We start from the raw sequence: 12,976 nt of genomic DNA, 5'->3' as shown, positions 1-12,976 counted from the left end.
TTTTTTTTACATATGTTTTGACCAAGAAGTACCTCTTTCTTTTTGATATACTTCATAAGGCAATGCTAAAATATTATACTCTTTTGGTAAATCCATGGTAGGAAAAACCCTCCACTCTGTAGACATCATCTTTTTGGCAAACATAATGGATAATTTTTGTGCCAATTGATAACCCTCATGTAAAGAAGTATGACCTTTATGAATATAAAGATGCAAATGTCCTGGGGTTTTTGTTTTATAGGCTGTAAAATTAATAAAGCCCTCTTCTCGCAAAATCAATTGAGCTCTATGCCAAAATCTCTCGGTATTAAAACCATTGTAATCAAAAACTATATTTTCAACCTTATCATCAGCCGTAATTAAATCATGGGCAATGATAATTTTCTTATCAAGATGATCACGAATAAGGTTTGGTAACAAAGGCGCATTAATTCTTTCAAATTTATCAAAAAAATAACGACCTCTATATTCAAATTTTCTAATAATCTTATCTCTTTTTATAAAATAATGATTATTAATCATCTTAATTAAAGATAAATCAACATTTGTAATCAAAACATAGCCTTTGAATAAATCATAAAATTACTTGCAAGAATTTTAAGTTTTTCTTTAATATCTTTTTGCAAATTTACATTAGCAATATCATCTAAAATATCTGCTATATAGTTTGCAACAATTTGAATTTCATTTTCTTTAAAACCTCTTGCTGTAAGTGCTGGAGTTCCGAGTCTTAAACCGCTTGTAACAAAAGGACTTCGAGTTTCTCCTGGTACGGTATTTTTATTTGCTGTAATTCCAGCATTTCCAAGGGCTAAATCAGCGTCTTTTCCGCTGAATTCACGATCTAAAAAGCTCATCAAAACCAAATGATTATCCGTTCCATCACTGACAAGTTTGTATTTTCTATCCATTAAAACTTTAGCTAAAGTTTGTGCATTGGCTCTTACTTGTTTAGCATAAACTTTCCATTCATCGCTTAAGTTAAACTTAAATCCTACTGCTTTTGCAGCAATAACATGCATCAAAGGTCCGCCTTGAATTCCAGGGAAAATCGCAGAATTAATCTTTTTAGCCAACTCTTCGTCGTTAGTCATAATAATACCACCCCTTGGACCGCGCAAGGTTTTATGTGTAGTTGAACTTACCACATGAGCATGTGGAAATGGACTTGGATGCTCGCCTGCTACAACAAGACCTGCAATATGTGCAACATCGGCAAACAAATAAGCACCCACTTCATCAGCAATTTCTCTAAATTTAGCAAAATCAATCACTCTAGCATAAGCACTAGCGCCGCAAACAATAAGCTTTGGCTTAACTATACGCGCAACCTCTCTTACTTTTTCATAATTAATACGCCCATCAAGTTCCACACCATAAAAAAAGCTTTCATACATTTTTCCCGATGAACTCACCTTTGCACCATGAGTTAAATGCCCACCATGGCTTAAATCCATACCTAAAATTCTATCTCCTGGATTTAAAAGAGCAGCATATACGCCTTGATTGGCTTGAGAACCTGAATTTGGCTGCACATTTGCAAAATTACAATTAAAAAGTTTTTTGCATCTTTCAATAGCCAAATTTTCTATTTCATCTACAATCTCACAACCACCATAATATCTTTTACCTGGATAGCCTTCAGCGTACTTATTTGTAAGCACGCTTCCCATTACTTCCATTACCTCTGGCAAAGTAAAATTTTCACTTGCTATCATTTCAAGACCTTCGCACTGACGCACTAATTCTTGGTTGGTTAAATCAAATATTTCTTTGTCAAATTGTTCTAAACTCATTCTTTAATCTCCTTTAATTCTGATTTCAATGGACGCATTGCCGGAAATAAAATCACATCGCGAATAGATTTTTTATTGGTTAAAAGCATTACAAGTCTATCAATGCCTATACCCTGCCCTGCTGTTGGAGGCATAGCATAACCCAAAGCATTAACAAAATCTTCATCCATTTCGCAAGCCTCTTCATCACCTGCATTTTTTGCTTCAATTTGTTTTAAGAATCTCTCATACTGATCAAGCGGATCATTTAGCTCATTAAAGCCATTTGCCAATTCTCTTCCGCATACAAAAAGTTCAAATCTTTCTGCAATTTCTGGATTTTCATCACTACGGCGGGAAAGTGGACTTATAGAAATTGGAAAATCTGTAATAAAAGTTGGATTAATCAATTTACTCTCTACATAATTATCAAAAAGTTCAGCTTGCAAATGCCCCAAATCAAGTTTTTCGTTTGCTTCAAAACCATCTGCTTTTAATTTTGCTAAAATTTTGTCTTTATTTTCTATGATTTCATCACTCAATCCGCCATATTTTTTCAGCGCATCTTTATAGCTAATTCTTTCAAATGCCTTTGAAAAGTCAATTTTTTGTCCATCAAATTCTATAATTTTTCCTAAATTTAACTTTTCTAAAAGCAAAGCAAAAAGCTCTTCAGTAAGATCCATTAAATCTTGATAATTATGATAGGCCCAATAAAATTCAATCGTCGTAAATTCCGGATTATGCGTAAGATCCATTCCCTCATTTCTAAAACAACGATTGATTTCAAAAACTGCCTCAAAGCCACCCACAACAAGTCGCTTTAAATAAAGCTCTGGTGCAATTCTTAAAAACCTTTCCACTCCTAAAGAATTATGAAAAGTTACAAAAGGCTTAGCATTTGCCCCTCCAGCAATAGGATGCATCATAGGAGTCTCAACCTCTAAAAAACCTTTATCCTCAAAAAAATGGCGGATTAAGCTTACTACTTTTGAACGAACAAAAAAATCTTTTCTCACTTCAGAATTCATAATCATATCCACATAACGCTTGCGGTATCTTTGTTCTATGTCCGTAAGTCCGTGATATTTTTCAGGCAAAGGAACAATTGCTTTTGTAGCAAGCTTTACTTCGCTGGCATGAAGACTAAATTCTCCAGTCTTTGTTACAAAAGGAAAGCCTCTAACTAAAACAATATCTCCAACTTCTAAATTCTTTTTTAAAAGGCTATAAAGCTCTTCGCCTATACTGTCTTTACTAAAATAAATCTGCAAATTCGCACTTTCATCTTCTATATTTGCAAAAATAGACTTTCCTGCAATCCTTAAAAGTTTCAAGCGTCCTGCTACCACCGCAAAAACACTCTCATCGCGCTTATTCTCATTATCCATTACATAGGCAAATTTGTTTTTAAAATCTAATAAAGACATCTCTTTTTTTAAAAAATGCGGATAAGGGTTAATACCTGCATTTTTTAATTCATTAGCCTTTTCTATTCGTTGCTGTTCTAAAATATTATCAAACATTAGATTTTTACCTTTGATTTTTGATTGCAAGCACCACAAATTCCATAAAGTTGCATTAAATGACCTGTAAGCTTAAAATTATGTTCTTTAGCTATCAAGCTTTGCTGTCTTTCTATAATTGGATTTTCAAATTCCACAATCAAACCACAGTTTTTACATATCATATGATCATGATGAGGCTTATTAGCAAGTTCAAATTTTTTACCCGCAGAACCAAAAGATATAGAAGTAACCATTTCGGCTTCTTCGAGTAAATTTAAAGTTCTATAAACCGTAGCAATTCCTAAATTCAATTCGGGCTCTACTTTTTTAATTTCCATATACAAACTTTCTGGCGTATAATGCGTATCGCTATGATATAAGGTTTTAAGTAAGACTTCTCTTTGTTTAGTGTATTTAAGACCACCTTGTCGTAAAATTTTCTTAAATCTTTCTAATAAAACATCATATTCTATGTTTTCAATTAACATTATATATCTCCTTGAATTTGTGTTGATTCTAAATCAGTAGATTCTTCAAGCATTGGTATATTTTCTTGAGTTATAGATGAATTCATAATAAATGCACCCATATTTTTAAGCAAAGGCAAAGAATAGCTGCCTTGAGCATATTTTTCTAAATATGTATTTAAAAATCCTACGCGTCCTATACAAAAAATTAAAATAGCAAAAATCAAAAAAACCTTAAAACTCCCAAAAATAAAACCACCTAATCTATCTACAAAGCCCAAACCACTCATTTTAATTAATTTTGAAAGCAAATTGCCACAAATTAAACAAAATACCCAAAATACAAATAAAACACATAAAAATCCAGCAAAAACACTAAGATCTTCATTGTTAATATTATAAATATAAGTTTGTATTAAATTTCCAACTTCTTGCGCAAATCGTGATGCAATCAAAACCCCACCGATAATACCTGCAAGCCCGAAAACTTCTTTAATTAAACCATTAACAATTCCTTTAAACCCCAAAAGCAAAGTTAAGCCAAATATAAAAATATCAAACCAATAAAAATTATTCATTATTTTTCACCTTAATCATTCTATAATTTTTGGAACAATAAAAAAGCCATCTTGTACTTTTGGTGCACATTGCATCAAAGGATCAATTACTTGACTCATTTTCACCTCATCCATCCTAAAAGGAGTACCGCCTGATAAAGCACTTACCACAACCTCACTGTGGCTCAAATCAAGTTCATTTAAATTTTCAACAAAATTCAGAATTTCACCCAATTGTTTTTTTAACTCTTCTCTTTTTTCATCAGTAATTTTTAAAGCACTTAATTTTTCTAATTTAACCAATAAAGCATCATCTATTTGCATATTTACCCTTGCTATAAAATTAAAACAATGATTATATCACAAATTTACTTCAAAATTTAACATATTTAATAACTTTATATGCTACAATTACGCTTTATAATTCATATTTAAGGATAAAATTTGGCTTTAAAAGATGATTTAAACACAATAAAATCAGAGTTAAGTGCTCAAGAGCAGATGATTGGAAATTTCATCAAAGGCGAAAGATTTATAAGAAAATATAAATATTATTTTTTGGCTCTTATTGTTACCTTATTGCTTTGGTTTCTTATAAGTTTTATAATAAATTTAGTTAAAGAAAACAATATTAAAACAAGTAATGAACTTTATATATCCTTGATAAAAGATCCTAACAATCAAGAAAAATTAAACTCTCTAAAAGATAAAAACGCTAATTTATATGCCATTTATTTATTAAGTCAAAATTCATCAAATCTTCAAGAATTAGAAAACTTAAAACTAGATCCCTTGTTGAAAAGTATCGTAGATTTAGAACTTAATAAAGATTCTATCTTACTAAAAGAATATAAAAAATTACTTCTCGCCTATTCTTTACTTGAACAAAATAAAATCAAAGAAGCACAAGTGATTTTTTCTCAAATTGATCCCAATTCCCAAATTGGACAATTGGCAAATAATTTAAAACATTATCAAGGTCAAAAATGAAAAAAATAATTTTAACAATTTTATGTTTATTCTTACTTAGTGCCTGTGGCACTAAAAGACAATATTATAATCCTGAAAAAATTCAAGGTGATATAAACTATAATGAAAGTTTAAACGCAAACATTATAGATTGGAATCTTCACTCTGCAAAATTAGCCGATGGTAGAGTCATTAGCAAAGAAGGCTTGATTAAAGATTTCAAAATCCAAAAAGGTTACATTCTTTTAAAAATTAAAGATAATGAATTTTTTATAGCAGATAATGATGGGAATTTAAAAATCATCAGCAATAATGAAGAAGTATATTCTTATAAATTTGATGCAGCTGTTTTAGGAGTTGATTCAGAAGGAGATGAACTTGCCTTAATACTTGCTGACAATAGCATAGTTTTAGCAAATCGTAGTTTAGGTATCAAATTTAGCACCACACTTTCTGTGGCATCAGCACAAGATAACCGCGTCGCTGCTCCTTATTTCTTAGGTGGTATTATCATCTATCCTACTTTAGATGGAAAATTAATTATATTTAATCGCAATGATTTGCGTATTGTGCGAGATGTTGTTGTTGGAACTGAAAATTTCTTTAATAATGTTATTTATCTTGATATTATTGATGATAAAATGATAGCCGCAACCTCCAAAAAAGTGATCGTTGTTTCACCAAATCGAACCTTATATTTAAATGAAGATATCAAGGATATTGCCGTATCTGGACAAAATGTCTTTATATTTACAAAAGATGGAACAATTATAAAAACAGACTTCAATCTTAGAAAAATTACAGAGAAAAAATTTCAATTTGCTATCTTTATCAAAAATACGATTTATAATGATATGCTTTATGTTTTTGAAAAAACAGGCTTTTTGATTAAAAGTGATTTAAATTTAGAAAACATAGAAGTTTATAAGATAGATAATTTAGTGGATCAAAAAAGCTTTATTGGAAATGACAAATTATTTTATTCTAATAAAATTCTAAATTTAAAATGAATAATTTTAACGACTATCTGCAAAAACATAAACTTTTTTTGCAGATCTTTGATTTAAGCAAGCTTACACGAAAAAAAAATTTAATTTGTCACACTACCCAAAATCATTTAATATTTCAATACACAGGCAAAACAAGATTTTTACTCAAAGATGCCTTAAATTTAAAAGAACTAAGTGAAAAAATTTTATCTTCTGAAGAAAAGATTTTAATCTTGCATACCAATGCACCCTTATGCTCCAAAGCAAAAAATTATCTCATTAATGAAGGATTTTTAATTTTATGATTTTATGTGATGTAGGAAATTCTAATGCAAATTTTTTAGATGGTTATAAATACTCTACCATAAGCGTACAACAATTTTTAAATCATAAAGATGATGAAAAAAACTTTTTTTATATTAATGTCAATGAAAGCTTAAAAGATTTTCTAAATGCAAAAAATAACTTTATCAATTTAGAGCCTTATTTCAAATTTGATACTATTTATCAAGGCTTAGGTATCGATAGAATCGCAGCTTGTTATACAATTAAAGATGGTGTTGTTGTTGATGCTGGTAGCGCGATCACGGTAGATATTATGTCAAATTCCGTTCATCTTGGTGGTTTTATTTTACCTGGTATTGCTAATTATAAAAAAATTTTTGCACATATATCACCTCGCTTAAAATGCGAATTTAACACTCAATTAAGCCTTGATGCTTTCCCTCAACGCACTATCGATGCTTTAAGTTATGGTGTGTTTAAAAGCATTCATTTAAGCATTAAAGACGCAGCAAAAAACGAAAAACTTTATTTCACAGGTGGAGATGGGCAATTTCTGGCAAATTTTTTCGAACATGCAATTTATGATAAATTACTCATTTTTAGAGGTATGCAAAAAGTAATAAAGGAAAACCCGCAATTACACTCTTATTTTTAATGTTACAAAAATTCTCATTATTGTTATTCTATACCTTGTTTTATTATTTTGTAAAATAAATTAAATTACAATTTTTTATGTTTCAAAAGTTAATATTTGAAAGCATTAGGAAAAGGAAAAATTATGAATCAACAACATTATGATGTGGTGGTAATAGGTGCTGGAATTTCAGGTGCAGCTTTATTTTTTGAACTTGCAAGATATACAGATATTAAAAATATAGCTATTTTAGAAAAATATAATGCTCCAGCTACTCTTAATAGTAAAGGAACAAGCAACTCCCAAACTATACATTGTGGAGATATAGAAACAAACTATACACTCGAAAAAGCAAAAAAAGTTAAAAAAACAGCGGATATGATTGTTAAATACGGCTTAATGCAAAATGCACAAAATAAATTTATGTTTTCTCATCAAAAAATGGCATTAGGCGTTGGAGATATAGAGTGTGAATATATGAAACAAAGATATGAAGAATTTAAAGAACTCTATCCTTATATAAAATTCTTTGACAAAACTAAAATTAAAGAAATAGAACCAAAAGTTGCCTTAGGTACAGATGGCATTAACGATAGGAAAGAAAATATTGTGGCAATGGGGGTGGAACAAGGAGAGGTTTTTACAACTGTTGATTATGGCAAAATGAGCCAAAGTTTGATTGAACAAGGTCAATTACAAGGCAAAAATACTTTAGTGGAATTCAATAAAGAGGTAACAAAAATAGAAAAAAAAGATGATGTTTTCCACATTTACACGACTGATTATAAAGAATACACTGCAAAAGCTGTGGTTGTAAATGCTGGCGCACATTCTTTATTCCTAGCTCATAGAATGGGTGTAGGGCTTGATAAGTCTTGTTGGCCTGTTGCTGGAAGTTTTTATCTTACAAAACAAAAAATTCTTAATGGTAAAGTTTATATGGTGCAAAATCCAAAACTGCCTTTTGCTGCCTTGCATGGAGATCCTGATTTATTGGCTGATATGAATACTCGTTTTGGTCCAACTGCACTTGTCATACCAAAGCTCGAGAGATACAAAGGACTCAAATCAGTTCCCGAATTTTTCGAAACCTTAAAATTTGATAAAGTTGTAGCAAAAATAACTCTTAATATGTTTAAAGATCCAACCATCAGAAATTATGTCTTATATAATTATTTATTTGAACTTCCATTTATCAATAAAGCATTATTTGTTAAAGATGCAAGAAAAATTGTTCCTAGTTTAAAAACAAGCGATATTTACTATGCAAGTGGATTTGGTGGAGTTCGCCCACAAGTAATTGATAAAAAAGTCGGAGAATTAATGCTTGGAGAAGCAAGTATTAATGAAGTGGATGGCATCATTTTCAATATGACTCCAAGTCCAGGCGCAACAAGCTGTCTTGGCAATGCTTTAAGGGATACTAAGGCTATTTGTGAATACTTGGGCGCAAGATTTGACGAAGATAGGCTAAATACTGAACTACTTTAAAAAATTTCAAAAAAGATACATTTTTGTATCTTTTTTGTATCTAAAATATACTACAATTTTGAAAAATTTTTCAAGGAGAAAAATAAATGAAAAAAACCAAAATTGTTGCCACCGTTGGACCTGCAAGCGAAGACATCAGCACTATTAAAGAAATGATTTTAAAAGGTGTTAATGTTTTTCGACTTAATTTTTCTCATGGAACGCACGATTATCACAAAAAAAATCTCAATATCATTAAAAAAGCTTCAAAAGAACTGGGTGTGCGAATTGGTATACTTCAAGATATCAGTGGTCCTAAAATAAGAACTCATGAACTCAAAAATCCTTTCGAATTAAAAACAGGAGATAGGCTTGATTTTTATAAACAAAAAATTCTTGGGGAGCAAATCAGCGAAAATCACTATAAAATCAGCATTAATCATCCAGAAATTCTAAGCATTCTAAAAAACGATGAATATGTCTATCTTTACGATGGTAGCATACGGGCAAAAGTTAAACAAAGCAATAACGAATTTATTCAAACTGTAATAGAAAATGACGGAGTATTAAATTCTAATAAAGGAGTAAATTTTCCAAATACAAAAATTAATATTGATGTCATTACTCAAAAAGATAAAGACGATTTGTTATGGGGAATTAAAAATGAAGTAGATTTTTTGGCCATTTCTTTCGTGCAAAACGCCCATGATATTAATGATGTAAAAGAAATTTTAGATGCCCATAAAGCCAAAATAGCTATTTTTGCCAAGATAGAAAAATTTGATGCGGTGGAAAATATAGATGAAATCATCAGAATCAGTGATGGAATCATGGTAGCCAGAGGAGACTTAGGCATAGAAGTGCCTTACTATAGAGTTCCAACCATACAAAAACAAATCATTCACAAGGCAAACGAAGCAGGAAAGCCTGTCATTACCGCAACTCAAATGCTTTTCTCTCTTGCAAAAACAAAAAATGCCACAAGAGCAGAAATTTCAGATGTTGCTAATGCTGTATTAGACGGCACTGACGCGGTTATGTTAAGCGAAGAAAGCGCCATCGGTATAGATCCAATTAATGCAGTGGATATCATGAGTAAAACTATACTCGAAAGCGAAAAATCATATCCTTATAATAAATTTAGCAATTTCTCCTATCACGATGATACTGATATCATTACTCGATCAAGTACATATTTAGCAAGAGATTTAGAAACTGATTCTATCATAGCATTAACCAGTAGTGGAAAATCAGCGATAAAAATGTCAAGATATAGACCAAAAGCTCCAATTATCGCCGCAGCACATTCAGAAAAAACTTTAAATTTTTTAAGCATAGTTTGGGGTGTCATGCCTTTAATTTTAGTAGAAAAAGAAAATGATTTAACTTCATTGCTAAAAAATACTATTAAAAAAGGGGTTGAAGCACAGTTAATCAAAAAAGATAAAACCTATATCCTTACTGCAGGATTCCCAACAGGAGTAGAAGGTTCAAGCAATCTTATCCGTATTCTTAAAAAAGATCAAATTGAATATTATTTAACCTAATCAAAAAATTTAGAATGATAAAACAATATCATTCTGAATCAAATTTAATTCAGCAATGATTAAATATACAAGTGTGTAAAAATTGAAATTCTAATTTACCTTTTAACTCAAAAATGTCCTATCTTAAATCTAAATTTTTCATTTTTACATTATTGTATTTATTTCATTTATCTTTTTTCTCTTTTCTGAGTTCCATTGCTTCTTTAAGGAAAGTGGTATCAATTTTATGAAAACCGGTTACAAATGAAATGATTTTTTCAAATTCTTCATCACCTAAGCTTAACAAATAAGGCATTACATGGGGCTTTATAATGGCATTAACTTTTGCATAAAAATCATTTTTTAGTTCTATTTCATGCTTGATAAGATTTTTAATGTAGTATCTTTTACCTTTGAGAGTTTGTATAACTATATCTCCCACCAAAGCACGCGATGGGTTATAAGAATACACAAAAAAAGTTCCTAAAGGAAAAATTAAATCATTCCTAAAATAGAATTCAACCACAAGTTTTTCTTTTGTGATATAAATTCTTTTAAAATTTACTGTTTTATAAACAAGACTTATATATATAATACATAAAGATATATAATAAAAACCACAAACCATTTAAAATTCTTAGTATTGTCAAATGCCCTAGGGAGCCAATAAAGAAAAAAACATAAAAATCCAGTGTATATTATCCCGCAAAATAAAAATGCAGGTATATATTTCTTTTCTTCAAAAATAATTTCATCTTGAGTATCTTGCTCTTTGATTTCTGTGTTATTGTTTGTTTGGCTCATTTTTATCCTTTAAATAAGTTTTAATCTCTTGTATATAAGGGGGAAAATCAATAATAAAAACATTGTGATCTATTTCTTGATTAAAAAATATTTCTATATTTGCTTGATAAAGCTTATAAAGATTTACTTTTTCTTCTAAATTCATAGTTTCTAAAGCTTTTTGTGTATATTTGGCGCATAATTCTTTAAATGTGTGATTGTTTTCAAAGCTACCAAAAGATTCAAAACCATTAAGTAATTTAAAATTTTTAATAGTAGTATTTGATAAAAAACTTATAGTTTCATCAAATTTAATAAATTGTATGGTTATAGATTTTATAGTAAAACTTCCATAAGGATAGAAAATTTCCGTATCAAACCACCGCATTTTTAATGTTAATCCTTGCTCTGTTAAAATTATAGATTTAAAAATTTAATGTTTCATACAATTCAGAAATATAAAAAAATGTAAGAAATATAGCTAATAAACTATACCACAAAGATTCTTTAAGTAAAACAAATCAACAAAACCAACACAGAAAAAAAGCTAATATAAAATAAAGAGAGCAAAAAAACAAACTAAAAGGAATAATTTTTCTCTTACTTTTCCAAAGCAAAGTAGAATTATTCATTGCTCATCCCTTCAAAAGCTTTAGTAATAAAACCTTCTGCAAGGTCTAAAGTATAAGGAGCAACATCTCCAAATACTCCTAAATCCCTTTTATCACTAGGAGTGCTTTGAGTTTCTTTAGAATAAAACTCTAAACTTCCATAAATACTTTCATTCATCTTTTTTCTCTTTTCTTAATTCTTTTACTCTTTTCCTTTAAAAAAAACAAGCACTTAAAAAGATGAAAGTAAATAAAGCAAAAGATAATGACTTTGGTGATTTTTATTAATCATTTTTATTTTAATAATGTAGCATTTTGCAATATAATTTATTAAAAACTCACTTCATATCTTCCAAACACTTTAAACATCATAAAAAATATTTAATCTTTCTAAAATTTTTTACACCCAATAAACCTAAAAACAAACAACACTAAAAACCAAGAAATATTGTTTTGTAATTGATTGATAAAAAAATAAACGAGTATAAGTAATAAGTGATTTTAAAGACTACATTAAACCCAAAAATAAAGCAATGTTACAAATAAATCTAAAATGCTACAATCAACAAACCTAAAAACAATAATCATTCTAATAAATAAAAATAATCTAAACAATAAATCTATAAAAATAAAAGATATAAAAGATATAAAATTAAATCAACAATTAAATAATTAAAAACCCAAACAAACAAATAAGAATTATTCATTAAGGATAATAAAATAAAAACACCCATGCTAAAATTTAACCCCATTTGTTTAATTTTAAAATCCAAACAATTGCATCATACTAAAATAACTCTTTCTAATCCAAAGGTATGCCAACACCTATTGCATCTCATAACCAATAATAAAAAACCATTAATTAAACAATAATCAGCATAAATAATAAACTATAAAATAAAAGCAGCTAAAAACAAATTTAAAAAAATAAGCTCAAGAATAATAAAATAAAAATAAGTTTTGAAAAATATTATTAGAAGTTTAAAATATTACAAGTCATAAAGAAATATACTGGTTAAAAACTAAATAAAACTATAATAAGTATAAAGATATAACATAAATCAGATAAAAAAGAAGCTTTGAAGTATAAAATAAATTATACAAGAATTAACAAGTCCGCAATGAGCTACTTTCCCCCTGCCAGTAAGGCGTAGTATCATCACCCACGATGTGCTTAGCTTCTTGGTTCGGGATGGAGCAAGGCGTTTCCACATCTGTATAATCACGGACATTGTTATTTAAATATTCTTTGAAGGATTTAACTTAAGAATAAAGCTTTTATTTTTTTATTTATCTTGTTTATTCTTTCTTCTTTTACTTTTTAAATCTTATCTTTCTTCTCGATAAGCCTTTAGTCTTAGAATACTTAAAAAACAATGTTAAGAGCAAGTTCTAATATAAA

At 29.2% G+C, this 12,976-nt stretch carries 15 protein-coding genes and 1 rRNA gene; 6 read left to right on the top strand and 10 right to left on the bottom strand.

All coding sequences use genetic code 11. The annotated features are described in order from the left end of the window. Nucleotides 1-6: 6 nt before the first annotated feature. From AAH949_RS03430 to gatC, 6 genes are read right to left on the bottom strand one after another with little or no spacing between them, the layout of a single operon-like run. Nucleotides 7-555, bottom strand: a complete 549-nt coding sequence (locus AAH949_RS03430) for a DUF1882 domain-containing protein (RefSeq protein WP_134239233.1) — start codon at nucleotides 553-555, stop codon at nucleotides 7-9. Then, entirely contained in the window at nucleotides 552-1,796 is a 1,245-nt protein-coding gene (locus AAH949_RS03425) for a serine hydroxymethyltransferase (protein WP_134239235.1), read from the bottom strand. The genes AAH949_RS03430 and AAH949_RS03425 overlap by 4 nt, the downstream gene beginning before the upstream one ends. Continuing rightward, on the bottom strand, nucleotides 1,793-3,301 hold the full coding sequence (gene lysS, locus AAH949_RS03420) for a lysine--tRNA ligase (RefSeq protein WP_348518986.1): 1,509 nt from the start codon (nucleotides 3,299-3,301) through the stop codon (nucleotides 1,793-1,795). Before lysS ends, AAH949_RS03425 begins: the two co-directional genes overlap by 4 nt. Beyond that, nucleotides 3,301-3,771, bottom strand: a complete 471-nt coding sequence (locus AAH949_RS03415) for a Fur family transcriptional regulator (protein ID WP_348518985.1) — start codon at nucleotides 3,769-3,771, stop codon at nucleotides 3,301-3,303. The genes lysS and AAH949_RS03415 overlap by 1 nt, the downstream gene beginning before the upstream one ends. Further along, nucleotides 3,771-4,328 carry a CvpA family protein gene (locus tag AAH949_RS03410; protein ID WP_348518984.1) on the bottom strand — a complete coding sequence of 186 codons (558 nt, stop codon included), beginning with the start codon at nucleotides 4,326-4,328 and terminating at the stop codon, nucleotides 3,771-3,773. The genes AAH949_RS03415 and AAH949_RS03410 overlap by 1 nt, the downstream gene beginning before the upstream one ends. Nucleotides 4,329-4,343: 15 nt before the next feature. Continuing rightward, the gene (gene gatC / locus AAH949_RS03405; protein ID WP_134239242.1) at nucleotides 4,344-4,631 is read right to left on the bottom strand and encodes an Asp-tRNA(Asn)/Glu-tRNA(Gln) amidotransferase subunit GatC; all 288 of its coding nucleotides are present in this window, start codon (nucleotides 4,629-4,631) and stop codon (nucleotides 4,344-4,346) included. A 120-nt stretch (nucleotides 4,632-4,751) separates the two neighbouring features. On the opposite strand from gatC, the gene AAH949_RS03400 reads away from it, so the two are divergent. From AAH949_RS03400 to pyk, 6 genes are all read left to right on the top strand, one after another. Next, nucleotides 4,752-5,297 (top strand): hypothetical protein, encoded by a 546-nt coding sequence (locus AAH949_RS03400; RefSeq protein ID WP_348518983.1) that lies wholly within the window; start codon nucleotides 4,752-4,754, stop codon nucleotides 5,295-5,297. Further along, the gene (locus AAH949_RS03395; RefSeq protein ID WP_134239246.1) at nucleotides 5,294-6,286 is read left to right on the top strand and encodes a hypothetical protein; all 993 of its coding nucleotides are present in this window, start codon (nucleotides 5,294-5,296) and stop codon (nucleotides 6,284-6,286) included. Before AAH949_RS03400 ends, AAH949_RS03395 begins: the two co-directional genes overlap by 4 nt. Beyond that, nucleotides 6,283-6,570, top strand: coding sequence for a tram-like protein (locus AAH949_RS03390; RefSeq protein ID WP_348518982.1), 288 nt, complete (start codon nucleotides 6,283-6,285; stop codon nucleotides 6,568-6,570). The genes AAH949_RS03395 and AAH949_RS03390 overlap by 4 nt, the downstream gene beginning before the upstream one ends. Next, nucleotides 6,567-7,205 (top strand): type III pantothenate kinase, encoded by a 639-nt coding sequence (locus tag AAH949_RS03385; protein WP_134239247.1) that lies wholly within the window; start codon nucleotides 6,567-6,569, stop codon nucleotides 7,203-7,205. The genes AAH949_RS03390 and AAH949_RS03385 overlap by 4 nt, the downstream gene beginning before the upstream one ends. Nucleotides 7,206-7,328: 123 nt before the next feature. Beyond that, nucleotides 7,329-8,675: an FAD-dependent oxidoreductase gene (locus tag AAH949_RS03380; RefSeq protein ID WP_348518981.1), complete on the top strand. Its 1,347-nt coding sequence runs from the start codon at nucleotides 7,329-7,331 to the stop codon at nucleotides 8,673-8,675. 86 nt (nucleotides 8,676-8,761) lie between these two features. After that, a complete protein-coding gene (pyk, locus tag AAH949_RS03375) occupies nucleotides 8,762-10,201 on the top strand; it encodes a pyruvate kinase (RefSeq protein WP_348518980.1) in 1,440 nt (479 codons plus the stop codon). A gap of 163 nt (nucleotides 10,202-10,364) precedes the next feature. On the opposite strand, the gene AAH949_RS03370 is transcribed toward pyk, so the two are convergent. From AAH949_RS03370 to rrf, 4 genes are all read right to left on the bottom strand, one after another. Then, a complete protein-coding gene (locus AAH949_RS03370; RefSeq protein WP_348518979.1) occupies nucleotides 10,365-10,808 on the bottom strand; it encodes a hypothetical protein in 444 nt (147 codons plus the stop codon). A gap of 156 nt (nucleotides 10,809-10,964) precedes the next feature. After that, nucleotides 10,965-11,351: a hypothetical protein gene (locus AAH949_RS03365; protein WP_348518978.1), complete on the bottom strand. Its 387-nt coding sequence runs from the start codon at nucleotides 11,349-11,351 to the stop codon at nucleotides 10,965-10,967. A gap of 236 nt (nucleotides 11,352-11,587) precedes the next feature. Further along, entirely contained in the window at nucleotides 11,588-11,752 is a 165-nt protein-coding gene (locus tag AAH949_RS03360) for a hypothetical protein (RefSeq protein ID WP_348518977.1), read from the bottom strand. Between the two features lie 935 nt (nucleotides 11,753-12,687). Next, nucleotides 12,688-12,804 (bottom strand): 5S ribosomal RNA (gene rrf, locus AAH949_RS03355). Between the last annotated feature and the right edge of the window lie 172 nt (nucleotides 12,805-12,976).

Source organism: Campylobacter sp. CCS1377 (genome assembly GCF_040008265.1).
Classification (GTDB): Bacteria; Campylobacterota; Campylobacteria; order Campylobacterales; family Campylobacteraceae; genus Campylobacter_D.
This window is presented reverse-complemented; position numbering and strand designations above follow the sequence as displayed.